The organism is Micromonospora sp. KC213, assembly GCF_004348325.1.
GTDB lineage: Bacteria > Actinomycetota > Actinomycetes > Mycobacteriales > Micromonosporaceae > Micromonospora.
Genome location: NZ_SMKF01000030.1, coordinates 16128 through 42170 on the forward strand (window position 1 = coordinate 16128; position 26043 = coordinate 42170).

19 protein-coding genes and 1 pseudogene are annotated in these 26043 nt (G+C 71.7%); 2 read left to right on the forward strand and 18 right to left on the reverse strand.

What is annotated here, in order from left to right; all coding sequences use genetic code 11:
* Positions 1 to 433: 433 nt before the first annotated feature.
* On the reverse strand, positions 434 to 3184 hold the full coding sequence (locus tag E1166_RS09620) for a BTAD domain-containing putative transcriptional regulator (protein WP_132337680.1): 2751 nt from the start codon (positions 3182 to 3184) through the stop codon (positions 434 to 436).
* Positions 3185 to 3561: 377 nt separating this feature from the next.
* On the opposite strand from E1166_RS09620, the gene E1166_RS09625 reads away from it, so the two are divergent.
* Positions 3562 to 9666, forward strand: coding sequence for a DNRLRE domain-containing protein (locus tag E1166_RS09625; RefSeq protein ID WP_132337682.1), 6105 nt, complete (start codon positions 3562 to 3564; stop codon positions 9664 to 9666).
* Between the two features lie 491 nt (positions 9667 to 10157).
* On the opposite strand, the gene E1166_RS09630 is transcribed toward E1166_RS09625, so the two are convergent.
* From E1166_RS09630 to E1166_RS09690, 12 genes are all read right to left on the reverse strand, one after another.
* Positions 10158 to 10778: a YdeI/OmpD-associated family protein gene (locus E1166_RS09630; RefSeq protein ID WP_132337684.1), complete on the reverse strand. Its 621-nt coding sequence runs from the start codon at positions 10776 to 10778 to the stop codon at positions 10158 to 10160.
* A gap of 176 nt (positions 10779 to 10954) precedes the next feature.
* Complete coding sequence (locus E1166_RS09635; RefSeq protein ID WP_132337686.1) at positions 10955 to 11188, reverse strand: hypothetical protein; 234 nt, start codon at positions 11186 to 11188, stop codon at positions 10955 to 10957.
* A gap of 736 nt (positions 11189 to 11924) precedes the next feature.
* Entirely contained in the window at positions 11925 to 12287 is a 363-nt protein-coding gene (locus E1166_RS09645) for a nuclear transport factor 2 family protein (RefSeq protein ID WP_132337690.1), read from the reverse strand.
* A 9-nt stretch (positions 12288 to 12296) separates the two neighbouring features.
* A complete protein-coding gene (locus E1166_RS09650; RefSeq protein ID WP_132337692.1) occupies positions 12297 to 13304 on the reverse strand; it encodes an amidohydrolase family protein in 1008 nt (335 codons plus the stop codon).
* Entirely contained in the window at positions 13301 to 13993 is a 693-nt protein-coding gene (locus tag E1166_RS09655; RefSeq protein WP_132337694.1) for a ubiquinone/menaquinone biosynthesis methyltransferase, read from the reverse strand. Before E1166_RS09655 ends, E1166_RS09650 begins: the two co-directional genes overlap by 4 nt.
* An 11-nt stretch (positions 13994 to 14004) precedes the next feature.
* Positions 14005 to 14421 carry a VOC family protein gene (locus E1166_RS09660; protein WP_132337696.1) on the reverse strand — a complete coding sequence of 139 codons (417 nt, stop codon included), beginning with the start codon at positions 14419 to 14421 and terminating at the stop codon, positions 14005 to 14007.
* Positions 14414 to 14626 carry a Trm112 family protein gene (locus E1166_RS09665; RefSeq protein ID WP_132337698.1) on the reverse strand — a complete coding sequence of 71 codons (213 nt, stop codon included), beginning with the start codon at positions 14624 to 14626 and terminating at the stop codon, positions 14414 to 14416. The genes E1166_RS09660 and E1166_RS09665 overlap by 8 nt, the downstream gene beginning before the upstream one ends.
* Before the next feature lie 23 nt (positions 14627 to 14649).
* Positions 14650 to 16347 carry a 2-succinyl-5-enolpyruvyl-6-hydroxy-3-cyclohexene-1-carboxylic-acid synthase gene (gene menD, locus E1166_RS09670; RefSeq protein ID WP_132337700.1) on the reverse strand — a complete coding sequence of 566 codons (1698 nt, stop codon included), beginning with the start codon at positions 16345 to 16347 and terminating at the stop codon, positions 14650 to 14652.
* Entirely contained in the window at positions 16338 to 17321 is a 984-nt protein-coding gene (locus E1166_RS09675; RefSeq protein WP_132337702.1) for an o-succinylbenzoate synthase, read from the reverse strand. Before E1166_RS09675 ends, menD begins: the two co-directional genes overlap by 10 nt.
* Positions 17321 to 18136, reverse strand: coding sequence for a 1,4-dihydroxy-2-naphthoyl-CoA synthase (gene menB / locus E1166_RS09680; RefSeq protein ID WP_132337704.1), 816 nt, complete (start codon positions 18134 to 18136; stop codon positions 17321 to 17323). The genes E1166_RS09675 and menB overlap by 1 nt, the downstream gene beginning before the upstream one ends.
* A complete protein-coding gene (locus E1166_RS09685; protein WP_132337706.1) occupies positions 18133 to 19314 on the reverse strand; it encodes an AMP-binding protein in 1182 nt (393 codons plus the stop codon). The genes menB and E1166_RS09685 overlap by 4 nt, the downstream gene beginning before the upstream one ends.
* On the reverse strand, positions 19314 to 20870 hold the full coding sequence (locus tag E1166_RS09690) for an isochorismate synthase (protein ID WP_165944299.1): 1557 nt from the start codon (positions 20868 to 20870) through the stop codon (positions 19314 to 19316). Before E1166_RS09690 ends, E1166_RS09685 begins: the two co-directional genes overlap by 1 nt.
* A 617-nt stretch (positions 20871 to 21487) precedes the next feature.
* Between E1166_RS09690 and E1166_RS09695 the strand changes: the two are divergent.
* Positions 21488 to 21568: pseudogene (locus tag E1166_RS09695) on the forward strand (IS5/IS1182 family transposase); the annotation flags it as partial.
* Positions 21569 to 21659: 91 nt separating this feature from the next.
* Here E1166_RS09695 and E1166_RS09700 read toward each other — a convergent pair.
* From E1166_RS09700 to E1166_RS09720, 5 genes are all read right to left on the reverse strand, one after another.
* Entirely contained in the window at positions 21660 to 22571 is a 912-nt protein-coding gene (locus tag E1166_RS09700; RefSeq protein ID WP_165944300.1) for a Gfo/Idh/MocA family oxidoreductase, read from the reverse strand.
* Between the two features lie 4 nt (positions 22572 to 22575).
* A complete protein-coding gene (locus E1166_RS09705; RefSeq protein WP_132337712.1) occupies positions 22576 to 23628 on the reverse strand; it encodes an NAD-dependent epimerase/dehydratase family protein in 1053 nt (350 codons plus the stop codon).
* Complete coding sequence (locus E1166_RS09710; protein WP_243710266.1) at positions 23629 to 24867, reverse strand: class I SAM-dependent methyltransferase; 1239 nt, start codon at positions 24865 to 24867, stop codon at positions 23629 to 23631.
* A 5-nt stretch (positions 24868 to 24872) separates the two neighbouring features.
* On the reverse strand, positions 24873 to 25355 hold the full coding sequence (locus E1166_RS09715) for a cupin domain-containing protein (protein ID WP_165944301.1): 483 nt from the start codon (positions 25353 to 25355) through the stop codon (positions 24873 to 24875).
* Positions 25356 to 25462: 107 nt separating this feature from the next.
* Positions 25463 to 26043: GMC family oxidoreductase (locus E1166_RS09720; protein ID WP_243710265.1), on the reverse strand; the 581-nt coding region annotated here is incomplete at its 5' end.

The following is a 26043-nucleotide window of genomic DNA, read 5'->3' on the forward strand; positions in this document are numbered from 1 at the left end:
GGCCTTCAGCCGCCCTTGCGGCCCCAACTTCCGTACGCTGCCCGATCTGCCGGGCAGCGCGTCGCGTGCCGATACCGCTCCGCAGAGGAGAACCCCCGGACACCGGATGACGTCGTACGAGTGAAGCCTTGATTGTTAACGCTGACACCCACCGGGTCAGCCGGTTCCGGTCGATGGTCGCCTGCCCCCTGACCTCTCCGTCTTCCCTGTCGATCCGCTGATCCGGATGTGAGCCCGAACATCCGGGCCGCGAGGCAACACATCCCGCGTCAGATCGTCGCCGACAACCTCCCGGTGGCCGACACGAATTGTCGCGCGAACGAGGTCGAGAACAACAACCGGATGAACCGCTACGGCCGTGGCGTGGGCCGGGTCCATCCGCTACCACAAGACGGAGACTTCGTACGGCGTGACCTGAACCGAGCAGGGCACATCACTCGAGTTCGGCGCGCAGTTTCTCCGCGTCGGGGTGCCCCAGCCCGTCGAAGATGTGCAGCGCCTCCTGCCGCGACCGCCGCGCCGAGGCCGGCTCGCCCGCCAGGTCGTACGCGGCGGCGAGCTTGGCCAGGGTCTGCCCTTCATTGTTGAGGTCGCCGGCCTCCCGGAACAGCTCCAGCGCCCGCCCGTAACCGGCCACCGCCTCCCACGGCTCGCCGCGCTGATGGTGGATGTAACCGAGGCTGTCCCACGTGACCGCCTCACCGAACCGGTCGCCTGCCTTTCGCAGCAGGGCCAACGCCGCCCGGCAGTCGTCGAACGCCTGGTCCAGCTCTCCCAACTGCGCGTGCTGCCAGCCCACGGTGTTACGGGCATTGGCGGTCATCACCGGGTCGCCGAGCCGCTCGTACCGCAGCATGGCCTCCCGCGCGTGGTGCAGTGCGTCACGGAAACGGCCGTCACGCTCCGCCACCCAGGACAGGTTGCCGTGCACCTGCGCCGCCCCGGCCTCGTCACCGCACCGACCGTACAGCGCCAGCGCCTGGCGCAGGTGGCTGTCCGCCTCGCGCAGCCGGCGCAGCCGGCTGTAGGCACGGCCCAGGTTGCGGTGGGCGTGCGCCCGGGGCAACGGCCCCGCGTCGTGTCCCGCCGCGTCGAGCGCTGCGTGATGCACCGCGACGTAGTCGTCCCAGTGTCCCTGTCGATCGAAGTAGGTCACCAGTGCCCAGGCCAGCTGCCAGCGGTGGCCGTCGAAGCCGGCCGGCGCCGTCAGGGCGAGGGCCACGAGCACGGGGTGCTCCACGGTGAACCATCGCATCGCCGCCTGGGCATCGGCCGGCGCCTCGGGGCGCACCCGGGCCTGGGGCGGCGCCAGCACGATCGCGTCCCGCCGGGGGTTCAGCAGCCGATCCGCAGCCAGCGCGGTGTGCAGGTAGTGGTCCAGCATGCGGTGCGTCGCCATCCGCCGCCGCCCCTCGTGGTCGAGGGTGCGGACCAGTTCGGCAGCGTACCCGCGCAGCAGATCGTGCATGCCGTACCGGCCCGGGGACGGCTCGTCCAGCAGGTGGGCGCGGGTGAGCGCGACCAGCGCCCGGCGGGCCACCTCTTCGTCAACGCCCGTCAGGCTCGCCACGGCAGCCACCGAGACGCTCGGCCCGGGGTGCAGGCCGAGCAGCCGGAACACCCATGCCGTGGTGGCGTCCAGCGTCCGGTAGGACACCGCGAGCACCGTGCGCAGGTCGCTGCGCGGACCGCCCCCGTCGAACCGGTCGAGGCGATGGTGCGCGCGCAGCTCGGCGGCGAGGGCCGACAGCGAGAACGAGGGACGGCCGGCGGCCCGCGCCGCGACGACGGCCAGGGCCAGCGGCAACCGTGCGGAGGCGTCGATGATCTCCCGCACCGCCTGCGGTTCCCGCCGCACCCGGTCCGCGCCGAGCCGCCGGGCCAGCATCTGGCACGCCTCGGCCGGCGAGAACAGGTCGAGCGGCACCGGCACCGCCCCCTCCACGGCCACCAGCCCGGCGAGGTCTGCCCTGCTGGTGACGATCGTGAAACAGGACGTCGCGCCGGGCAGCAGTGGGCGCACCTGGTCGGAGTCGCGGGCGTTGTCCAGCACCACCAGTATCCGCCGGTCGGCCAGCAGACTGCGGTAGAGGCCCACCTGCGCGTCCAGGCTGGTCGGGATCCGCCCTGCCGGCACCTGCAGTGCGTCGAGCAAGCCGCGAACCGCCTCGGCCACGGTCATGGCCGGGCCGGCGGGATCGAACCCCCGCAGGTCCACGTAGAGCTGACCATCGGGGAACCGGGTGTGCGCCCGGTGCGCCCATAGCACCGCCAACGCGGTCTTGCCCACCCCGGCGGTGCCGGTGACCACGGCGATCCGGGCTCCGGACCTGTCGCGCACGGCCGCGTCCAGGTCGGCGAGCTGTCCGGCACGGCCGACGAAGCCCGGCAGCTCGGCGGGGAGCTGCCGGGGCACGGTGACCGGCAGCCCGCCGGCCGCCGCATCGTCGCCGCGCAACAGCAACTGCTGCGCTCGTCGCAGCACCACACCCGGGTCGACACCGAGTTCGTCGGCGAGGCGGGCCCGGACAGCCGCGTAGACGTCGAGCGCCTCCGCGGTCCGGCCGCAACCGTGCAGGGCGAGCATCAGCTGGGCGTGCAGCCGTTCCCGGAACGGGTCGGCTTGCACCGCCTGCCGCAGCGGGCCGACCATCTCGGCGTGCCGCCCAGCGGCAAGCTCGGCGTCGTACCACTCCTCGGCCGCGGCGAGGCGGCGTTCCCGCAGCTCGGGGCCCCGGGCGGCGCGCATCGCCTCGGTGGTGCCGCCCATCTCCGGCCCAGGCCACCGAGCCAGGGCCCGGCGCAGCAGGTCGGCCCGCGCGGCCGGGTTGCCGGTCTCGCGCTGGGCGTGGGCCACCGCCTCGTCGAAGTCGTGCAGGTCGAGCTCGCCGGGCCGCACCATGATCAGGTAACCGGGTGGGCGACGAACAATGGTCGCCGCGCCGAGCCGCCGGCGCAGGCCCGACACATACGCCTGCACCTGGCCGCGAACCGTCGCCGGCCAGGTCTCCCCCCAGGTGAGGGCGACGATCTGTTCCTCCGAAACCACCCGGTTGGCGTTCAGCAGGAGCGCGGCCAGGATGGTGCGGGGTTTGGGCCCGCCCAATGGCACCGGCACCCCGTCGTCGTGGACCGTCACCGGCCCCAACAGGTGGTAACGCCGGCCCCAGTTCCGGTCGTTCATCGCCCCACTATGGATCATCGTCGCTCGATCAGTTGGCCCCGTTCCCAAGCTGTGAGTCGCGGCGTCACGCCGGTAATCCGCACGCCTTCCGCCGGCCACCCGAGCACCGCCGGCCGTTCACCGGTACGGGTTTCCCGGCCTGCCGGTCGAAGGGTTTTCGAAGCGTTGGTCCTTACCGTGACGCCTGCCCTGATCCACGGGGCCGTCCGCATCGCCGACGACGTCGCCGCCTCCGTGTTGCGAGCCGCCCGCGCAACACGGAGGTGAGCGGCGCGTCGATGGAGACGGTCCGCCCCGCCTGACCGACGCACGGGGTGTCACCGGGACGGGGCCCACACCGACGGCGAGAGACGCCTCGGCTCACTGAGGAGGTCGTAATGGCTAGACAGGGAAGAAGGTGGGGTCGGGCCCTCAGGGCCGGGCACCCCGGCGGTGCCGGCGGTCGTCGGATCGCGGCGGCGCTGAGCGTCGTGCTGGCGGCCGGCCTGGGCGCGGCGGTGCAGGCCCGACCGGTGCAGGCGGTGCCGGTACAGGGACCGACGGCACCTGTGGGCGAGCCCGACGGGCCGCTGCAACGGCCAGACGAGCCGGCGGCGCTGGCCACCGCGCGGCTGACCGGCAAGCGGGTCCTGATCAGCCGCCGGACCACCGAAACCACCGAGTTCTGGGCGCTGCCCAACGGAGCGGTCGAGGCGGAGATCAGCGCCGGGCCGGTGCGCATGCGGGGCGACGACGGCGACTGGGTCGACGTGGACACCACGCTGCGGCGCAACCCGGACGGCTCGGTGACGCCGGTGGCACACCCGTACGGGCTGAAGCTGTCCGGCCCGGCCGACGTCGGCGAACACAAGTTGATCCAGCTCGGCACCGGCGGACAACAGTCGACACTCGGCTGGTCCGGCCGGCTGCCCGAGCCGACCCTCGACGGCGCCAAGGCCACCTACCCGGAGGTCCGCCCCGGGGTCGACCTGGTGGTGACGGCGACCCGCACCGGATATGAGCAGACCCTCGTGGTCAAGAATCGGCAGGCTGCCGCCCAGGTCCGGCAGATTCGCCTGCCCTGGCGCACCCCCGGGGCGGCGACCACGGTCGCGGCGCGAGCCCGCCAGCTACCGGCGCTGATGTGGGACTCCCGGGTCGATCGGGCCTCCGGGGAGCGCACGCACCGGGCGGCGGTGGGCGTACGGCACGAGGGCACCGGCGCGAAGTCCACGCTGGTGCTGACCCCTGACGCCAGGTTCCTCACGGACCCGGCCACCACCTACCCGGTGGTGATCGACCCGTCGCAGAGCCTCGGCCCGAACTTCGACACGTTCGTGCAGAACACCTACACCACCGACCAGTCGACGGCGACGGAGCTGAAGCTGGGTACCCACGACGGTGGCGCCACCAAGGCCCGGTCGTTCCTGAGCTTCCACAACCTGTCCTGGCTGTGGGACAAGCGGGTGACGGCGGCGACCCTCAGCCTGTGGAACTACCACTCCTACTCCTGCTCCGCCCGGTCGTGGGAAGCCTGGCAGGTCAACCCGGTCAACAACACCGCCCGGTGGACCGCTCAACCGGCCTGGCTGGCAAAAGCGGGCACCTCCACCGAGACCAAGGGGTTCAGCACCTCCTGCGGTGCCGGCCGGGTCAGCGTGCCGGTGACCCTCGCCTTCCAGAAGACTGCCGAGGAGCGCTGGCAGACCTCGAACATCGGCCTGCGCGCCAGCAGCGAGACCGACAGCTACGGCTGGAAACGCTTTCACTCGGCCGAGGGGGCGAACCCGCCCAAGGTCACGCTGACCTACGAGTCAAAGACCGCGGTCACCGCCCAGGCCACCGCGCCCTCCACCGTCTGCGCCACGGGCGTGGACCGGCCCCACGTCGCCAGTCTGACCCCGCAGCTGCGGGCCCAGGTCACCGACGCCGACGGGTCCTCCGTGCACGCCACCTTCGAGTGGCACGCGGTCGGCGGCGCGCTTGTCGGGTCGGCGACCGAAGGGCCGGGCGCGTCCGGCTCCTGGCTGTCGACCACCGTCCCCGCCGGGGCGTTCGTCGAGGGCGGCAGCTACGCGTGGCGGGTGCGCGGCAGCGACGGCACCGAGGCCGACGCCTGGTCGCCGTGGTGCGAGTTTACCGTCGACACGGTCACCCCGGCGGCGTCTCCCACCGTCTCCTCGACCGCCTACCCGGCCGGGCAGTGGGCCGGTGCCGCCGGCACCACCGGCGGCTTCACCCTCGGCGCGGCCGGGGTGGCCGACGTCGCCGCCTACGAGTACGGGCTGGACATCAATCCGCCGAACCAGGTCGTCAACGCCCCCACGCCGGGCGCGAACGTGTCCCTGTCACTGACTCCCGCCTCCGACGGCCCGCACACCCTCTACGTACGGTCGCGGGACCGGGCCGGCAACCGGTCGCCGCTGCGCGCCTATGCCTTCTCGGTGGGCGGCGGCGCGGTGACCGGCCCGCGGACCGGCGACATCACCGCGGCGAAGACCGCCATCACCGGGGTCGGCCGGCCCACGGCCACCGGCGTGACGTACCAGTGGCGGCGCGCCGACACCGACGCGTGGGTCGACCTCCCCGCCGCGCACGTCACGGTCGCCGCCGGCGGCGGGAAGGTGACCTGGCCGTTGCCGACCAGCGGCGGCGGCGTGTTCCCGAAGCTGAACTGGGACGTGGCCGCCACCCTCGCCGGTGTGGACGCCCAGGCGGTCCCCCGGGACGGTCCCCTGCAGCTGCGCGGCAGCTTCGTCGGCGGCACCGCCGCCGCGTCCGGCGCGGTCCGGATCACCTTCGACCGGAACCAGGCCACCGCCGCCACCGAGGAGATCGGGCCGGGCACCGTCAACCTGATCACCGGTGACCTCTCCGTCACCGACACCGACGTGTCGGTGGACGCGTACGACAGCGACCTGACCGTCGGCCGCACCTACCACAGCCGGCGCTCCGCCCAGACGGACGCCGCAGCGATGTTCGGCCCCGGCTGGGTGTCCGGCGCCGCCGTCGAGGAGGCCGACGCGGCCTGGACCGGGCTGACCGTGTACGGGTCGCTCGTGCAGGTGGGCACCACCGACGGGGACACCGTCGGGTTCTCCCGGCGCACCGCCACCGTCTTCGACCCCGAGGTCGGAATGGAGTCGCTGAAGCTGACCCACACCGCGGCCACCGACACGTACACCCTCACCGACACCGACGGCACCGCCGTGACGTTCACCCGGGTCGCCGGCGCCGCCGCCGGCCGGTACGTGCCGACCGCCACCCGCACCCCGGGCAGTGACCAGACCACCACCTGGAGCTGGGAGCGGGTGACCGTCGCCGGGCAGGAGGTGCTGCGCCCGACCCGGATGCTCGCGCCGGTGCCCGACGGGGTCAACTGCGCGACGCTGACCCGCGGCTGCCGGGCGTTGGTGTTCCGGTACGCCACCGCCACCACCGCCACCGGCGGCGCGGAGGACACCTGGGGCGACTACCTCGGCCGGGTCAAGGAGATCGGGTTCACCGCGTGGGACCCGGACCAGGCCACCCCCGCCATGCGGACCGTGGTGCTGGCCCGCTACGCCTACGACGACGCCGGTCGGTTGCGGGCGCGGTGGGACCCGCGGCGGGACCGGGCCGACGGCGGCGTCGTCCGACACCAGTGGGAGACCTACGCCTACCAGGCCGACGGGGTGCTGTCCACGGTCACCCCGCCCGGTCAGGAGTCGTGGCGGTTCCGCTACACCACCGTCCCCGGTGACCCCGGTGCCGGCCGGCTGCACCAGGTGAGCCGGTCCGCACTGGCCGCCGGCACCGCCACCGACACGGTCGTCTACCGGGTGCCGGTCTCCGGCGGCGGCGCCCCGTACGACCTGTCACCGGCCCAGACCGCCCGCTGGGGGCAATCCGAGCCGCCGACCGACGCCACGGCGGTCTTCCCCGCCGACCAGGTGCCCTCGGGTAACCCGGCGACCGGCGCCCTGCCGTCGAGCTGGGAACGCGCGTCGGTGACCTACCTGGACGCCAACGCCCGGGAGGTGAACACCGCCGTCCCCGGCGGGCACGTCACCGCCACCTGGCGGGACGCGCACGGCAACGTGATCCGTTCGCTGACCGCCGCCAACCGGGCCCGGGCGTTGGACGACGCGCCCGGCGACACCCCGGAGCGGGAGAGCGGCCTGGCCCTGGACCACTCCACCGAACAGGTGTGGTCCGACGACGGGCAGCGGCTGCTGTCCACCCTCGCCCCGCGTCGTGAGGTGGTGCTCCCCAGCGGCGCCACCGTCCTCGGTCGCACCCTGACCCGCAACACCTACGACCAGGGCGCGCCGTCGGCCGGCGGCCCTTACCACCTGGTCACCACCCGGGAGGACCTGGTCCGGCACTGGGGGCCGACCGGTGTCGAGGTGGACACCGACAAGCGCACCACCAGCACCGCCTACGACTGGTCGCTGCGCCAGCCGACGGCGACCACCGCGGACCCGGGCGGGCTGGCCCACAGCGTGCGTAGCAGCTACGACCCGGGCACCGCGGTGGAGACCTCGACCACCACAGCGGCCGGTGGCGCCTCGACGGACACCCCAGCCACCCGCCGGACGGTTGTCTACCGGGCCACCGCCGGCTCCGGGCACGCCGAGTGCGACCTGCGGCCGGAGTGGGCCAACCTGCCCTGCCGGGTGCAGCCGGGCGGGCAGCCGGCCGAGGGACCGGAACTGCCGACGACCGGCACCACCTACGACATGTTCCACCAGCCCCGGGTGGTCACCGAACGCACCAGCGCCGGAGTGCTGCGGACCACCACCACCCGGTACGACGAGGCGGGGCGCGAGTACGAGACGACGGTCACCGGGCCGGCCGGCTCCGGCACCGCCGTGCCGGCCGAACGCAAGGTGTACGACCCGGTCACCGGTCTGCTGGTGCGGACCCAGTCGGTCAGCGGCGGCACGGTGACCGCCGAGATCGTGCGCGGCTACGACACGTTGGGCCGGCTGACGTCGTACACCGACGCCGACGGCAACGTCTCGACCACCACGTACGACCTGCGGAGCCGGGTGGCGACCAGCGCCGACGGGCGGGGCACCAGGGTGCACACCTACGACGGCGGCACCGAACGGCGCGGCCTGCTCACCTCCGTGCACGACAGCCAGGCCGGCCTGTTCACCGGCCGTTACGACCCGGACGGCACCCTGGTCTCGGAAAGCTGGCCCAACGGGGTCGTGGTGAGCCGGCAGGTCGACCCGAGCGGTGAGCCGGTCGCGGTGGCGTACACCCGGCCGGGTTGCGCGGCCACCGACTGCACCCTGTTCCGCGAGTCGGTGAACCGCTCCGCCCACGGCCAGGCCCGGGAGATCGTGAGCACGCTGTCGCACCAGGCGTACCGCTACGACCAGGTCGGCCGGCTCACCCAGGTCCAGGTCACCGCGGGAGAGGCCTGCACCACCCGGACGTACGCCTTCGACGCGGCCAGCAACCGCCGGTCGGGCACCGAGTACGGCCCGGCCGGGGACGGGGGTTGCCAGGCCACGAACCCGGCGGCGACCCGGACGTGGAGCTACGACACCGCCGACCGGGCCACCACCGCCGGGTACGCCTACGACACGCTGGGCCGTACCACCCGCGTGCCCGCGGTCGACACCGCGAACCCGGCAGGCGGGCAGGTCACCGTCGGCTACCACGTCACCGACCTGGTGGACACGATCACCCAGGGCGGGCGGAGCACCGACTACCGGCTCGACGTCGGCGGCGAACGGATCCGTTCGTGGACCGACACGGCGGGCACCGAGACGGTCACCGCCGTGCACCACTACGACGGTGACGAGGACACGCCGGTCTGGACGCAGGAGAACGCCACCGACCACACCCGCCCGGTGGCCGGGCTGGCGGAGCTGGCCGGAATCTGGAACAGCGCCGCCGGCACCGTCGGCTGGCAGCTGACCAACCTGCACGGCGACGTGGTCGCCACCATCCATGGCGACGACGCCGGCCTGAGCACGGTCGGTGAGGCGTCCGAGTACGGCATTCCGGACGACGAGGTCGGCGAGCGCCGGTACGGCTGGCTCGGCGGCAAGCTTCGCGCCGCGGACGCCCCATCCGGGCTGGTGCTGATGGGGGTCCGGCTCTACAACCCCGCCACCGGCCGGTTCCTGCAGGTCGACCCCGTCTACGGAGGCAGCTGCGGTCGCTACGAGTACACCTGTGCAGACCCGGCCAACAAGCTGGATCTGGACGGCAAACGCATTTGCGTGTGGAAGTGGTGCTGGAACCGCAGCGGCGGCCACGGTAAGACCCGATGGTGCGGCACCTGCTGGCTCAACCACGGCGCGAAGAAGTTCTACAACTTCACCAACAAGTGGAAGAAGCGCGCCAAGCGCTACGGCAGGGCCTGCGCCTACGGCGCGTTCGGCGGGGTCGTCGCGGACTCCATCAAGAACCGCAAGGCGTTCCGGGGCAAGTGGCGCTCATGGGGCTACGCCGGCTGCTTCGGCTTCATGTACACGAAGTGGTCACGCGGCCGGTGGTGACAGTCGGATGACGCCGCGGGCCGGGCCGTTCGTACCGGCCCGGCCCGCACAGCCGGCGGGCGGCTGCCCGCCGGCTGCCGCTGCTGGCCCCGGTGGTGACCGCATTGTCAACGTCTCCTCGGGGGGGGGCGACCCGGATGGCGACGCCGCAACTGACCTCCTCGTTGACGAAGGAGGCGATGCACGTGCTCACCCCAGCCTCGCGCTGCTGCTCGGCGGCCGGGGAATCACCGTCGCACCGGGCATCACCCACCCGCCATGAACGCATGGTTGCGCGACAACGAGCCCGGGCAGCGGGCCGTTGCGGCGATGACGGCGCTCGGCGGGATCGTGCCGCCCGGGACCAACCTGCACAACCCAACGCTCCCCTCCCCCGCGTTCACCGACCGACAGCGCACCACGTCGCCGCCCACTCACCAACCGCGCCGCGGCCTGAGTGGGTCTGTCAAACGAACGGCTCTGTCTCACGGCGGCAGATCAGTGCTGCTTGATCATGAAGATGCGGATTGCGGCGAGTTCGGCGGCTTGGCCTTCTGCGGATAGATCGTCTCGTGGCGGGCCAGCATGGCGACGAACTCGCCGATCTTCCGCTCGCGGGTCTGCGCCCGTTTGACGGCATTGAGTCGGTGGATGAGGGCGAACCGGTTGGTCTGGGTGAGTACGTCGAACATGGCCTGGGCGGCGGGGTCGGCGGCGATGGCAGCGAGGAGGTCGGCCGGCACCTCGGCTTCCGACGGCGGGGCGTAGGCCGCCGCCCACCGCCCGTCCGCCTTCGCGGCTTCCACCGCGGCGCGGCCTGGGGGCAGCATTCGCCCCTGCGCCTCCAGGCGGGCCACGTTGGCAACGTTGCGTTGTGACCAGGAACTGCGGGGCCGGCGAGGGGTGAACCGGATCCACGAGGTCTCCTGGTCCCGTTTACGGGCCTGCCCGTCGATCCAACCGAAGCACAGGGCCTCGTCGACCGCCTGCTGCCAGGTCAGCGTCGTGACGGTGCCGCCCTTCCTAGTCAGGGCGAGCCAGACGCCGGGCGACGTGGCGTGGTTGGCCGACAACCATGCGCGCAGCGCGTCGGCGTCCGCGACGATCAACTCATCCAGTTCGACGCTCGCCATGACGGCAGGCTAGCCGATACGACCTAGCCACAGCCTCTGCCTGGCAACCAGCCCGAACCGCCGGGCTGCCGACGCACCGGTCGCTCGGCGAGTCGGGGCAGGACCTCGGTTCTCGGGACGATCTCGTCGTCGGGGTGCGCGTCTCGGCTTGCCCACCAGCCGCCGCACGGTCCGCCCTAGGCCAGGTCACGCGCCGACGCGGCGCGCCGTGGCGTCCGTTTGCGTTGCCAGGCGCCGATCACCACGGCCGCCAGCAGCCATGTGGCGAGTAGGACCAGTACGGTGACGCGGACCGTCGCTCCGGCCACGGACGCGCTCAGGGTGGTGAGGTTCGTGCCGGCGTGCAGCAGGATCGCGAGCAGTGCGCTGCCGCCGGTGCGTTGGAAGACCCAGGTGTAGACGACGGCCACGGCCGGCAGCTCCAGGAGCAACGCCCAGGGGAGCGCCCGGCCACCTGCAGGCCCTCGGTGAAGAACAGCGGCAGGTGCCACAGTGCCCAGAGCAGGCCGAGCAGGACGCTCGCCAGGACCGGGCCGTAGCGGTCCAGCATCCGGGGCAGGGCAAACCCGCGCCACCCTGTCTCCTCGCCCAGGCCGTCGGTCAACGCCAGGACCGGCACCAGCACCGCCGCTGAGGCGACACCCTGCTCGAGCATCATCGGGCGGCCGAGTTCACCGGACCACCCGGCGGCGGCCGTGGCCGCCCACACCAGCGCCCAGAACGCCGCCGAGCCAACCAGCACCAGCACGTACCACTGCCAACCGACCCGCCAGCGGGTCAGCCGGGCACCGAGGTCGCGCAGGGCGCCCCCGCCTACGAGCGCAGCTGTCAGGACGGCGGCGATGGCGGCATCCAGGTCCAGAACGTGCCGACGGTCGTGGCCAGCCCTCGGGTGCCACGGCGCGAGGAACCCACACGGCCCAGGTCAGCAGGAACGCCAGCAGGAAGAACGTCGTCGTGGAAATTGACCGGCAAGAGTGCGCACGCCGCTCAGTACCACGGTCCAGCGGCACGGCAAACAGTCCCCCGCGACCTTGATGACGTCGACCGTTGCGAGGAATCGTCAACGGCTGCGGACGGGGTGCCGCGACCGGCCAGCGTTCCCAGCTCGGCAGTGTTCGGCGCAGGGCAAGGATGGCCGGTCGATCACGTCGCGAACAGCGGAGCCAGGTCGACGAAGATGCGGTAGTCGGTGATCAGGCCGGCGCCGTCCCGCGTCCAGATCGACACGGCCGGGACGGTCACCGTCCTGCCGTCCAGCCGGTGGTAGTCGACGGCCAGCTCGACCACCGTGTCGGCGGCCACCTCCCAGTGGTTGACGATGTGGTGACGCAGGCTGCGGATGCTGGCGAAGAAGCCGGTGACGCCTTCGGCGATGGCCGGCCGACCGAGCACCGGCTCGGCGTTGCCGAAGGTGAAGCGGCCGTCGGGTGCGAACAGCGCGGCGAAGCCGTCGGCGTCGCGGTGGTCGACGAGCGCGAAGACCTGGCTGATGACGTCGGTGGGCATGATGCCTCCTCAGCGTGACACGACGGGGTGCGCCGTCGCCTGCGGCAGCAGGCGTGGGAACAGGCCGCCGGCGTTGCCGCCGGCGATCCGGTCGAGCAGGTGCGGGGTTGCGGCGTGCAAGCGGTACAGCCGGGTCCAGCTCTGCCCGGCGTGCTCGGCGGGCATGAAGGGGAAGTCGGTACCGAACACCACCCGGCTGGGGTCGGCCAGCGCGTGCAGGCTCGGCAGGGTGTACGGGTTGGCTGACAGCGCCGTGTCGAAGTAGAGGCGCTGCAGCGCGCCGACCGGGTCGGCCGGCAGCCGGTGGGCGACCGCGGGGCTGATCACCGCCGCGTCGGCGAGCCGGCCGGCGAGGAACGGCACCGTCCCGCCGGCGTGCGCCACGATGAGCCGGAGTCCGGGATAGCGGTCCAGCGCGCCGGCGTAGAGCAGGTTGGCGATCGTGCGGGTGGTGTCGAACGGGAACTCGTAGACCGACGCCGGCAGGTCGAACGTGGGCTGGTCCCGTCCGGCCGGGCGGGCCGGGTGCAGGAACGTCGGTACCTGCCGGCGGTCCAGCTCGGCCAGCACTGGCTCGAACGCGGGGTCGCCCAGGTACTCGCCCCGGTAGTTGGTCAGCAGCCCGATCCCGTCGAGCCGCAGCACGTCGAGGGCGTACGCCAGCTCGTCGAGCGCGGCGTCGATGTCGGGCAGCGGCAGCACGGCGAACGCCCCGAACCGGGTCGGCGTGTCCGCCACCAGCCCGGCGAGGTACTCGTTGAGCTGCCGGGCGAGCCGGCGGGCGAGATCCGCGTCGGCGAAGTGCACGCCGGGCTCGGTGATCGACACCACGGCGGCGCCGATGCCCAGCCCGTCCATCATCGCGAGGCTGGTCGCGGGCGACCAGTCGGGGTAAGCCACGCCGGGGATGGGCCTCAGCAGGCCGGCCGACTCCAGGACGGCGCGGTAGAAGCCGGGGACGACGTGATGATGCACATCGATCGCTGGGCCGGTTACGGCCAGCTCCGGGCCGGTCACGGCCGTACCCCGTAGTGCAGCGCGACGGCTCCCCCGGTCAGGTTGGTCCAGCCGACCTCGGCCCAGCCCGCCGCGCGGAGCAGCCCGGCCAGCTCGGGCTGGCGGTGCCAGGCGTTGATGGACTCCCACAGGTAGACGTATGCCTGGGGGTTGGTGCTGACGAGGCGGGCGATCAACGGCACGACACGACGCAGGTAGCCCAGCCACAGGCGGTGCGCCACCGGGTTCGGCGGATGGCTGAAGTCGCAGACCACCAACCGTCCGCCCGGCCGGCAGACCCGGCGCATCTCGGCGAGCACCCGCCCCACGTCGGCCGTGTTGCGCAGCCCGAAGGACATGGTCACCACGTCGAAGCTGGCATCGGCGAACGGCAACCGCAGCGCATCCCCCGCGACGAACCGGGCCATCCCGACGCGGCGCCGCCCGATCCGCAGCATCCCCAGGGAGAAGTCGCAGCCCACCACCCGTACGCCGGGGCGGTGCACTGCGATCGTGGAGCTGCCCGTACCGGCGGCGACGTCGAGCACGCGGTGCCCCGCCCGGACTCCGGCCACCCGGGCGGCCGCCCGGCCCCACGCGCCGGTGCGGCCGAGCCAGATCGCCGCGCGAGTGCGGTCGTACCCCTCGGCGACCTCGTCGAACATCGCCGAGACCTGCCGTTCGTTCTTGTCGAGCTGGGCGCGGACCATGCGGGGACTCCTTACTTCTCGGCCGGTACGGCGAAGAATTCGAGCTGGATGTGGTCCGGGTCGCGGAAGACCAGGACGGCGTTACGCGGGTCGAGCGTGGCCGGCGCGACCGGCGAGTACGGCACGCCCAGCGCGTCGAGGTGGGCCGCCCAGGCGTCGAGCTCGGCCCGGCCGTTGACGGCGAAGGCCAGGTGATCCAGGCCGGGCCGGCGCTCGTCGAAGCGTTCGGGCGGGGCACCCCGGTGCTCGACGACGCCGACGAGGATCCGGGCGGCACGGTCGGCCAAAATGATCTTGCACCGCTCGCCGCCACCCTCCTCGAACCGCACCACGATGCGCAGCCCGAGCACCTCGGCGTACCAGTCAGCACTGCGCGCGGCATCGGTGACGGTCAGTGCCACGTGCTGCACCCCGGCAAGCTCAGGCATCACATGTGTCCTCGCCGGTCGCGCCGCCCGACGGGCGGCCCCGGTCGAGCAGCAGCACCGGGATGCCGTCGACGATGTCGTACGCGCGGCCACAGCCGGTGCAGGTCAGCGTCCGGCCGTCGGGATCGGCGCGCAGCGGCGCGTGGTCGGTGTCCGGGCAGGCGAGCACGTCGAGCAGGTCGGGGTCGAGGGCGAGGTTGGGCATGGCGTACTCCTGTCGTGAGGGGGTCAGAGCGCGGCGTCCAGCGCCGTGGCGACGTCCCGGCGGAGCCGTCGGTGCAGTACCGCGTTGGGCTCCCGGGCGGTACGGACCTCGACGATCCGTGCACCCGGGCGGGCGAGCTGGTAGGCCAGGTGACCGGGCTCGTCGACGCGGGCGTACCGCCAGCCGGCGGCGGCGGCGACGTGGGCCAGCTCGGCGCCGTGCGGCGTACCGAACAGCTCCTCGAAACCGTCGTCGGTCCCGGCGGCTTCGAGCAGCGAGAAGATTCCGCCGCCGTCGTTGTTGACGACGACGAGCGTCAGGTCGGGTGCCGGCCCGGAGCCGAGCAGCAGGCCGTTCTGGTCGTGCAGGAACGACAGGTCGCCGAGCAGCCCGTACGCCCGGCCGCCGCCCCGCTCCCGGTGCGCCAGCGCGGCGCCGATCGCGGTCGAGACCGCGCCGTCGATGCCGGCGAGTCCGCGGTTGGCCAGCACGGTCAGTCCGGCCCGCGGTCGCATGGTCCGCTCCAGGTCGCGGATCGGCATGCTGGCGGCCACGAACAGCAGGCCACCATCGGGTACCCGCGTCGCCACATCCCGGGCCACCCGCGGCTCGGTCAGTCCGCTTACGTCCAGCACACCGTCCAGGGCGGCGCAGGCCACCCGGTCCAGCGCCTGCCAGCGGGCCAGCCACGCCGGGTCGCGCGGACCGGTCAGGAGCGGCCGATCCAGCGCCGGCACGACCAGCGCCGCGTCCCGGGTGGGGTCGTCCCACGCCGGGTGTGGGTCGACGACCGTGTTCGGTACGTCGCCGTAGCGTCCCAGCAGTTCCCGGGACAGGCCGGGACGGCCGTACGTGACGATCGCCTCGGGGGCCAGCTCGGCGCGGATCGCCGGGTGGGCCAACAGGTCCACATAGGACGTCAGTGCGTGCGGGCCGCGCCGGGCGCTGCTGTGCGGCTCGGCGAGCAGTGGCCAGCCGGCCGCCTCGGCGAACGCGACCGCCCCGGCAGCGTCCGCGCCGGCGCCGGCCACCACCAGCCCGCGCGGGGGTACGACGAGATCCGTCACCGGCGGTGCGGCGGGCGACACGACGGTCCACGCTTCGCCGCCGGCCCGCCCGTCGAGCGGCTCGGGCCACGGGGCCGGCGTACCGTCCAGGCGCGCCTCCCGCAGCGCCACGTTCACGTGCACCGACCCGGTACGGGCCGCATCGACCGCCCGGCTCACCACCGAGCGCCAGTACCGTACCTGCCCACGCCGCCGTTCCGGCACGCCCAGATCGATGAACAGACGCACGGACGCGCCGTACAGCTTGGTCTGGTCGGCCGTCTGGTTGGCGCCGGTGCCGCGCAGCTCCGGCGGCCGGTCCGCGGTGAGCACGATGAGCGGCACCCGGTCGTGGTGCGCCTCCAGGACGGCGGGGTACAGGTTCGCCGCGGCCGTACCGGAGGTGCACACCACGGCGGCGGGACGGCCGCTGGCCCGGGCCAGACCGATCGCCAGGTAGCCGGCGGAGCGCTCGTCGACCCGCACGTGCACGACGATGCGGGGATGTGCCCACAGCGCACGGGCCAGCGGGGCCGAACGGGAGCCCGGCGAGACCACCGCGTCGGTGACCCCGCACCGGCTCAGCTCGTCGGCCAGCACCGTGGCGAGTGCGGTCGCCGGATCGAGCGTCAAGCCGTCCACAGCAGATCCGCCGGGCACTGTCGTCACTGACATGCCTGCTCCTCGACCGGCTCGGCGGGACGGACCATCTCGCGGTGGGTTTCGGCGACCCGGCGCAGCCACCAGCGGGTGCGTTCCGGATCGGCGGGCCGGGACCGCGTCAGCCGCACGGCGTCGATGGCGGGCCTGCGTACCGGAATCTCCCCCGTGACGGGAACCAGCGGATCGACGACCGGGTCGTCCGCGAGCAGCCGCGCGGTGCCCAGACCACAGGCGTACGGCAGCGCCGGCAGCGCCGCCGCGAGCGCCACCCCGGCCGCGAGGCCGACCGAGGTCTCCAGCGCCGATGACACCACCGCGGGCAGGCCGGCCGCCTCGGCGACCCGCAGAGCTCGGCGGACCCCGCCCAGCGGCTGCACCTTGAGGACGACGATGTCGGCCGCGGCGCGCAGGCCGACGATCCGGGTCGGGTCGGCGGCGAGCCGGACCGCCTCGTCGGCGGCGACCGGCACGTCCACGCGCCGGCGTACCGCCGCCAGCTCGGCCAGGCTCCGGCACGGTTGCTCGACGTACTGCAGACCGACCCGGTCCAGCAGGCGGATCATGCGTACCGCCCGCTCCACCTCCCATGCGCCGTTGGCGTCGACCCGGATTGCGCCCCCCGGCCCGAGCGCGTCCCGGACCGCCTGCACGCGATCGAGGTCGTCGCCGGCACTCTGGCCCGGCTCCCCGACCTTCACCTTGGCGGTACGGCAGCCGCCCGACGCCCGCACGATCGCCTGCGCCCGCTCCGGCCCCACCGCGGGTACGGTCACGTTCACCGGCACCGAGGTGCGCACCGGCGCCGGCCAGCCCTCATCCGTCGCCTCCCGGCAGGCGGCCAGCCAGCGCGCCGAGGCCCCGCTGCCGTAGTCGAGGAACGGGGAGAACTCGCCCCACCCGTGCGGGCCGTGCATCAGCACGCCCTCCCGTACGGTGATGCCGCGGAACCGGGTACGCAGCGGGATCGCATACGCGTAGGCGGCCATCACGGCCGTCGCGGAAAGCGGGCAAAGTCCGGCTCACGCCGGGACACGTACGCGTCGCGACCCTCCTGAGCCTCCTCGCTGAGGTAGTACAGCAGCGTGGCGTCACCGGCGAGCTGCTGCACCCCGGCCAGCCCGTCGTCGGCGGCGTTGAGTGACGCCTTCAGCAGACGCAGCGACAGCGGCGAGTGCCGCAGCATCTGCCGGCACCAGGTGACCGTCTCGTCCTCGAGCCGCTCCACCGGAACGACGGCGTTGACCAGGCCCCAGTCCAGGGCCTGCTGGGCGTCGTACTGCCGGCACATGAACCAGATCTCCCGGGCCCGCTTCTGCCCGACCGTACGGGCGAGCAGGCCGCTGCCGTACCCGCCGTCGAACGAGCCCACGCGCGGGCCGGTCTGGCCGAAGCGGGCGTTGTCCGCCGCGATGGTCAGATCGCAGACCAGGTGCAGCACGTGCCCGCCACCGATCGCGTACCCGGCCACCATGGCGACCACCGGCTTGGGTGTACGCCGGATCTGCACCTGCAGGTCCAGCACGTTCAGCCGCTCGGTGCCGTGCACGTCGCGGTACCCGCCGTCGCCGCGGACACGCTGGTCGCCGCCCGAGCAGAACGCCTGGTCGCCGGCGCCGGTCAGGATGATCGCGCCGACCGACGGGTCGTCGCGCGCCTCGTCGAAGGCGCGGCACAGCTCGCTGACGGTGGTCGGGCGGAAGGCGTTGCGTACCTCAGGACGGTTGATGGTGATCTTCGCGATGCCGTCCGCCAGCTCGTAGCGGATGTCCTCATAGTCGCCCTTGGCGTTCCAGATGGTCACGTCTGGTGCTCCTCTTCTCTCGTCAGAATGGCGATCGCCGCGCCGCGGTCGACCTTGCCCGAGGCGAGTCTCGGCAGATCCGGCACGACCAGCAGGCCGCGCGGGGCGGTCCAGCCGGGCGCGTACGTGGCGACATGGCGCCGCAGTGCGGCCAGCGCGGGAGGCCGGCGCGGGTCACTGGGTACGACCGCGGCGACGACCCGCTGACCCCACTCCTCGTCGGCGACGCCGCCCACCACCACGGCCGCCACCGACCGGTGGGCGCCCAGCAGCGCCTCCACCTGCTGCGGATGTACCTTTCGACCGCCGGTGACGATCACCTCGTCCGCCCGCCCGAGCACCTCCAACCGCCCGGAGGCGGTCAACCGGCCCAGATCGTCGGTACGGAACCCGGTGCCATCGAAGGCAGCCGCGGTCAGCGACGGGCGCAGCCGGTATCCCCGCGCCAGGACCGACCCGGCGACGCGTACCCGCCCGTCGGCGTCGATGTCGACCTGCACCCCCGGCAGCGGACGGCCGTCGTACACGCAGCCGCCGCAGGTCTCGGTCATGCCGTAGGTGGCCGTCACCCGTACGCCCGCCGCCCGCGCCTCGGCCAGGAGCGCCGGTGCCGTGGCCGCCCCACCGACCAGTACAGCGCCGAAGTGTCGCAGGTCGGCACCGGCCCGCAGGGCCCGGTAGAGCATGGTGGGTACCAGCGCCACGTATGCGGCGTCAGCACCGGCCAGTGCCGTCGGCTCGAAGTGCTCGCCGAACACGGGTGTCGTTCCGGCGACCAGCGCCCGGACGAGCACCTGCAACCCGGCTATGTGGTACGGCGGCAGGCAGGCCAACCAGCGCCCACCCGGCCGGGCGCCGAGCGCGTCCAGCGACGCCGCCGCCGATCGGCGCAGAGCCTCGGCCGGCAGCTCGACGCCCTTCGGCGTACCGGTCGAGCCGGACGTCACGACCACCGCCGCGACCTCGTCCGGACAGTCGGCCGGGTCGGTCAGCCGCTCGGTCCGGCCGTCGGCCGTCACGACCACGTGCGGGCGCAGCTCGTCGAGAAGGGCGGCGACGCTCGCCGGCGGCCCCGGGGGCACCGGCAGCACCGCCGGACCCCCGTCGAACGCGGCCGCGACCGCGTCGACGAACCGGCTCCCGCCCGGTGCCAGGTGCGCGTGCAGCGGCCGGCCCATCAGGCAGCGTCCCATCGCGCCGGGGCCGCAGCGTCCTGGACGGCGTCGGGGCTGCGCACTGGGCCGGACGCCGCAGAGCCGTCGAGGACCGCGTCGAGCGCGGTGAGCATCGGCCGGAGTTTCAGGTCGGTCTCGGCGTACTCGTCGTCCGGCCTGGAACCGGCCACGATGCCGCAGCCGGCGAACAGTGCCGCTCGATCACCCGATACCAGCGCGGACCGGATCGCCACCGCCATCTCGCCGTCCTGCGCGGCGTCCAACCAGCCGACCGGCGCGGCGTACCAGCCCCGATCGAACGGCTCGTTCCGGGCGATCCAGCGCAGCGCCGCCCGGCGCGGGTAGCCGCCCACCGCGGGCGTCGGGTGCAGGCGCTCGACCAGGTCGAGCAGGCCCACTCCCCGATGCGCCGGTACGGCCGCGGTGACCGTACCGACCAGATGCTGCACGTTTCCCAGCCGCAGGATCCCGGGCCGCGCCGAGGCGCGGACGTCGACGCAGACGTCGCTGAGCACGCGGGCCACGAAATCCGTCACGACGGACTGCTCGTGCCGGGTCTTGACGTTGTCCAGCAGCGACTGCGCACCGGCCGCGTCCGCGGCCGCGGTCGTGCCCCGGGCCGCCGAGCCGGCGAGGCTGTGCGCCGTCACCTCGCCGTGCGCGACCCGTACCAGACACTCGGGCGTGCCGCCGAGGAACCAGTAGCCGGCGAACCTGGCCGCGAAGACGGCGCCCTCGGAGAAGCCCTCGGCGAGGCGGTCCACGGCGGCCGGTACGGCGAACGGCTGGTCGGCGTGCAGGACAACCTGCCGCGCCAGGACCACCTTCGTCAGGTCGCCGCGGTGGATCTCCTCGACGGCCGCGCCGACCGCGCGCCGCCACTGCTCGGCGTCGGGTACGTCGAAGCGGACAACGAGCCTCGGCGGGCTGTCGACCGCCGGGTCCGGCAGCGGCTGCTCATCGGTCTCGGCCAGCAACTGTGCGGCCAGCTCCAGTCGCGCGTCGGCCAGCGCGGTCGGGTCGGCGTCGGCAGCCAGCCGGGCGGTGAGCGCCAGGTGGGTTGAGCCGTCGCCGAGCCGGACCACCTGTGCGGCCGGGCACCAGGTCAGCGAGTCGGGCACCCCACCGGTCGGATGCCAGCGCCCGGGCTGGAACGCGAAGCCGCCGACCAGGAGCGGGAAGCCGGCCCGACCGGCAATCCCCGAGCCGCCGGTGACAAGGCCGCGGGTGTACCTGCGCCACGCGCGGCGTACCACCGCGAACCGGTCGGCACCCTCGGCGGACAGGTCGAGCGAGCTGCCGACGCCCAGCGACTCGACGCCGGTCCAGCGTGACGTCCAGTAGAAGACGCGCCCACTGAGGCGATCAGCGCGCCGTAGCAGGGCCCGAGGCTCGACCCTGGGCAGCGGCCGTGCCCAGGCAACCAGCACCGGACGGCCGTGCCGGCGCGCCGCATCGTGGGCCGCCGCGAAGGCCCGCCGCACGTCGGCCGGGTCGGTCATCGGGTCCAGGCGGCTGGGCGGCGCGGCCGCTGTCCGCGCCGCTGCCGTAGTCATCATGTCTGCGTCTTTCATCAGGTGCCCCAACCGCTCGCGCTCGGACCCGCGCACGGGCGATCGCAATTCCTGTCTCCACCGACCGACTGGCTAGATCCGACCGCCGTTCTGGCGGCTCTGTGGCGGAGGCTGGCAGTCGCAGAAACGCCTGCTTCTCCTGTCGCACCCTCGTCCGGTTCGTGCCATCAGAATCGGCGGCGGAGGGTGGTCGTGGCAGACCACTTCGTGGCGGAAACTGGTGGACCACATGCGGAACGCGGACCGCGGCCATCCAAACCGGCACGCGCAGGTTCCTGACGGCCGTGCGATGGTAAGGCCGGGACGTCCCGAATTGGTAAGACCGGGCCCGCAGCGAAAGGCGGCGGGCAGCCTCGTCAGGCTGCGACCCGGGTGCCCGGTACGCCGAGGCTCGCGCCGCTCAACGGGTCCACGTCCGCACATCGACACGAGCGAGCACAGAGCGATCGCCACACGTCGACACGCTGTGACGCTCGGTCGGCGGCAGAACTGCCCACCTGATCAAGTTCACGGCCCAGGTCGGCTACGGCTTACTGCTGGGCGACGCCTTCGCCGCCTGCGACGCCCAGGTGCGGGATCAGTGGCCCGACCAGGTCACCGCGCACCTCGACTGCGGCTACGACAGCAACCGGACCCGTGACCTGCTCGAAGAGATCGGCTTCGACGCCGAGATCGCCCGCAAGAGGCGTGCCCGCCCCGGTCCACATCGGCAACGCTGAGTAGTCGAGCGGACCAAATCGAACAACCCGCGAGACACCGATGAGACCTCACATATCAGACGTAGGTGATTGTAGGTGTCGCGCTGGCGCCGGCGAGCACCTCGGCCACTCTCACCGCGAGCGCTAGATCGGCGCCACTGGAATGGACGTCGTCACCACGTATAGCCGCGACGAAGGTCTGTATCTGCTTGTCCAGCGGCAATGTCTCCGCAATGCCGATCGGGACGCCGTTGACGGTCAGCAGGTGTGCGGCAAAGGTGTCGTACCAGAACTCGTCGCCGTCGACCAGCCGCACCCGGAACCGGTGATGCTTGACCGTCGCGGAGTTGGTGAAGCGCGACGTGACCAGCGTTTCACCGACACTGATGCCCACGTGCCAGGTTTGCCGCCCCGGCCCCGAGACCTCGCACCGTGCGAACACTTCCGTCACCGGATCCTTGTCGCCGAGGAGGTCGAGCGCCATGGCGATGTCGTGGGGGCCGTAGTCCCAGAGGACGTCGCAGTCCGGGCGCACCGGCCCGTCACCACCGGCGGTACTGGATATCGTGCTCACTGCCCGTCCCGCGATGCGCTCGCGCATCTCGCGGAATGCTGGTGCGTGAAGGTGCTGGTGGCCGACCATGACCGTACTTCCCCGGGCTTCGGCAAGATCCCGGATGGATCGGGTCTCGCTCAGGCTGAGCGCCAGTGGCTTCTCGACCAGCACGGGGAGAGCGGCGTCGAGCGCCAGAGTCGTGATCGCGTAGTGAGTTGTCGCCGGTGAGGCGATGATGACACCGTCTATCGCGGCGTTTCGGATGAGCGCGGCAGGCGAGTCCCAGCGCACCGCGTCAGCGCGCCCGGTTCCTCTGCCCCCGGCCGTGTCGGAGATCAGCACCTCACCGGTCGACCAGATGCGGCCGACGGTTTCGACGTATCTCGAACCCCACCGCCCTGTGCCGATGATCCCCAGCCTTATCCGCTGCACGAGATCACCTGTAGTACTCCTGAGACCACTTGATGAATTTCCGCAGGCCATCGGTGAAGGGAACGGAGGGCTGATAGCCCAGGTGGTCGAACGCCTTGGTCAGGTCCGGGCATCGCCGCATCGGCTCGTCACTGGGGTAACTGTCCGGATAATCCCGCACGGTGTACGTGAGGTCGGGTGCCGGCACATCATCGCGAATCAGGTTCAACAGGTCGATGATGGAGATTTCCGGTTCTGATGCACCGACGTTGTACGCCTCGCCCGGACGCCCACGCAACAGCGCCAGCAGGAACCCGGTGATCGCGTCCGTCGCGTAACAGAAGGTACGGGTCTGACTCCCGTCGCCGTAGACGTCGATCGCCTGCCCATTCGAGAGCCGAGCCGCGATGTTCGGCATGATGCGATAGTCTTCGCGACTCAGGCCGGGCCCATAGACGTTGAACGGCCGTACGATCACCGCCTCCACGCCGAATTGTTGTACGTAGACCCGCAACAGACTCTCGCCGAATCGCTTCGACTCGTCATAGCAGCTTCGCGGACCGAGGCACGAGACGTTCCCGTTGTAGTCCTCGGACGTCGGCACATGGGCGGCGTCGGGGTTCCCGTAGATCTCCGATGACGACAGGAACACGAGCCTTGCCTCATCGGTACGGGCGACGTCGAGCATGTTCCGCAGGCCCTGGGTGGCGACGTCCATGGTTTCCAACGGGAACTTACGGTAGTAATACGGGCTGGCGATGCCGGCCGCATGAACGACGAAGTCGACTTTCGAGTCCGGGCGGAAGGGCCGAATCACGTCGTGTTCGATGTATGTGATGTGCGGGTCCTCCGGCGGTGCGGTGCCGGCGTCGGCGGGCGTCCTCAGGTTGTCCATCGCCAATACGTGGCAGGGCTCGCGCAGATACGCGGAATTGAGCCTCCGGAAGACGGCCGTCAAGTACTGGCCCACGAAGCCGCGAGCGCCTGTTATCAGGACACTCTTGCCGTCGAACCGCTGTGCGTACACCCCCAGGCCGACGCAGATGTCGTCAATATCCGAATCGATGAGTGAACTCAATCAACTGCCCTCCCCGTCCAGCCGTTCCAATGTCAGAGGATTCAACCAGAGACCAGACCAGTCCGCGTGGCCGGCGACGATGTTGTCGTAGTAGTTCCATGCGAAGACAAGTGCGCAGTATCGCTGAGCGGACACCTCCGCGAGCTTCTCGGGGCCGACCACGGGTATGTGTGTGCCGGGCGTGAAGAGTCCCCGCTTGAGGGGGCTGTCTTCCACTATGAACTCGAAATCGTTCGCATCGAGTGCGAAGGAATACATGAGGGTCGTCAGTTTCGCCGGCGCCCCGTAACCACATAAGCGCCATCCGTCGTCCTTCAGGGACGCGACGTGCTCACGCAATCTCTTCCCCTGCGTCCGGATACGCTCCCCGAAGCTCTCGTACGTTCGGGCGGAGAAGAGCGCCGCCGCCTCCTCGGATTTCACGAGCTCCGCCACTCGTGGGCTCACGACACGATTGTCGCTCGCTACGTAGACACGGATCGAGCCTCCATGGGTAGGAACCCGCTCCACGTCGAACAATGTCATTCCCATACGGTCGAAGAAGCGGACCAGCGGGCGGACGGTGTGGTATGCGACATGCTCATGGTAGATCGTGTCGAATAGCAGACCCTCGACGACATCAGCGAGGTAGGAGACCTCGAAGATGAACACCCCGCGAGAGCCGAGCATTGTGCGGACGGCAGAAGTGGCCTGCTCCAGATCACCGATGTGAGCGAAGACGTTGTTCGCCGTGACCAGGTCCGCGGGGCCGAATCTGTGTCGCAGGTCGAGCGCGACGGCGGGGTCCAGGAAGGCCACCGTTGTGGGAATTCCCCGGGATTCGGCGATCTCGGCGATCCCACGCGCGGGCTCGACGCCGTGCACACGGGTCACTCCGTGATCGACGAACTGCCGCAACAGTGTTCCGTCGTTCGATCCGATGTCGATGACGAACGACTTCTCATCGAGGCCGAGCAGGTCGATCGCCCGCCTGGCGTAATTCGAGAAGTGCTGGACGAATGACGGAGACGTCCCCGATGCGTAGACATAGTTGTCGAACAGGGTCGACGGGCTGACCACCGCGGCCAGCTGGAGGTGTCCACAACGCGGCGACGGACAGAGCTGGAGGTCCAGGGGATAGCGCGCTTGGTCCTTCGGCTTGTCCACGAACTCGTTCGCGCAAGGTGTGGGCGGGAGCGACAGGACCACATGATCGACCGTTTCCGTCCCGCACAGCGCACACGTGCGGCGTTCATGCATCGAGCTCACGACGGCGTTCCCGTGTCGACCTCGGAAGCGTTCGGGTCGACGGTGTACTGGTACTGCCCGGTGAACCGAGACCAGCTGACATCGAACATCGACGGTACGCGCACCACATCACTCTCGTGGGACTCGTGGTCGCGCTTGTTCCGTGCGAACGTCATGAACGTGGTCCGCTCAGGGAAGTACATCACGTGCGCAACGCGGGGTGGCGTGAAGAAGAGCTGGCCCGTCTTGAAGGTTCTTACCTGAACGCTTTCTGCGCCGTCCACAGGTCTCCACCCGTAAACGATGCTGCCGGACAAGACGTACGCGTAGTGCCAGTCGGTCTTGTGATAGTGGTTCGCGCGAACAGCGCCAGGGTGGCTCTCGATGAGCGCTACCGAGGTGAACCTCTCGAGCAGCACGTTGAGAATACTGCCCGCCGCGTTGACGAAGGGTTCATCCAGTGGAACGTGCGGGTCGTCGGGGTAACGTTCCTCATCCACGCTCTTCGTGTACTCAGCATGTGACAGCGGGTGTGGCTGTGAGTTCATTGTTTCCTCCCAAGCGGAACCACGGAGCAGGGCCCGCGTCCGGCGATGTCTTGTTCCCGTCAGTACGCCTTGTCGCGCAGCAGCCCCGCCGCGAACCGCCCCGCTCTCACCGCGATCGCCATGATGGTGAGGGTCGGGTTCTGCCAGCCGCCGGAGGGGAAGCAGGCGCCGTCGGCGACGAAGACGTTCGGTGCGTCCCAGCAGCGATTGTTCCGGTCCACGACGGAGTCGGCCGGTGACCGGCCCATCCGGGCGGTACCCAGGTCATGGACGTTGCGGCCGGGCGCCGTCAGCGTATCCGCGACGGCGGTGAGCCTCAGGCCGGCGACCCACGCGGCCCGCTCGACCTCGCTCCGCATGGCGTGGTAGAGCCGGTCCTCGTGCGGCCCGTATCCACATTCGATGATCGGCACGGGGACACCCCACCGGTCTCGGGTGTCGCTGAGCCGCACCCGGTTGTGCCAGTACGGCAGCATCTCCCCCTGCGCGTCGATTCCGCCCGGCGCCGGACCGGAGTCGCCGCGCTGCAGCGTCACCCAGAGGGCGAACGGGCGGACGTCGCCAGTCTCCGGCTGCGGCGGCGGGACGAGCAGGCCGCTCTGGCGGCCGGCCGGCGGGTGGGTGGGCATCGGCGGGTGAC

What these genes read in the sequence shown, in the direction of transcription:
- E1166_RS09620 (WP_132337680.1), bottom strand. Translation starts at nt 3,184, where the DNA reads ATGAACGACCGGAACTGGGGCCGGCGTTACCACCTGTTGGGGCCGGTG.
- E1166_RS09625 (WP_132337682.1), top strand. Translation starts at nt 3,562, where the DNA reads ATGGCTAGACAGGGAAGAAGGTGGGGTCGGGCCCTCAGGGCCGGGCAC.
- E1166_RS09630 (WP_132337684.1), bottom strand. Translation starts at nt 10,778, where the DNA reads ATGGCGAGCGTCGAACTGGATGAGTTGATCGTCGCGGACGCCGACGCG.
- E1166_RS09645 (WP_132337690.1), bottom strand. Translation starts at nt 12,287, where the DNA reads ATGCCCACCGACGTCATCAGCCAGGTCTTCGCGCTCGTCGACCACCGC.
- E1166_RS09655 (WP_132337694.1), bottom strand. Translation starts at nt 13,993, where the DNA reads ATGGTCCGCGCCCAGCTCGACAAGAACGAACGGCAGGTCTCGGCGATG.
- E1166_RS09660 (WP_132337696.1), bottom strand. Translation starts at nt 14,421, where the DNA reads ATGCCTGAGCTTGCCGGGGTGCAGCACGTGGCACTGACCGTCACCGAT.
- E1166_RS09665 (WP_132337698.1), bottom strand. Translation starts at nt 14,626, where the DNA reads ATGCCCAACCTCGCCCTCGACCCCGACCTGCTCGACGTGCTCGCCTGC.
- menD (WP_132337700.1), bottom strand. Translation starts at nt 16,347, where the DNA reads ATGTCAGTGACGACAGTGCCCGGCGGATCTGCTGTGGACGGCTTGACG.
- E1166_RS09675 (WP_132337702.1), bottom strand. Translation starts at nt 17,321, where the DNA reads ATGGCCGCCTACGCGTATGCGATCCCGCTGCGTACCCGGTTCCGCGGC.
- E1166_RS09685 (WP_132337706.1), bottom strand. Translation starts at nt 19,314, where the DNA reads ATGGGCCGGCCGCTGCACGCGCACCTGGCACCGGGCGGGAGCCGGTTC.
- E1166_RS09690 (WP_165944299.1), bottom strand. Translation starts at nt 20,870, where the DNA reads ATGATGACTACGGCAGCGGCGCGGACAGCGGCCGCGCCGCCCAGCCGC.
- E1166_RS09710 (WP_243710266.1), bottom strand. Translation starts at nt 24,867, where the DNA reads ATGCATGAACGCCGCACGTGTGCGCTGTGCGGGACGGAAACGGTCGAT.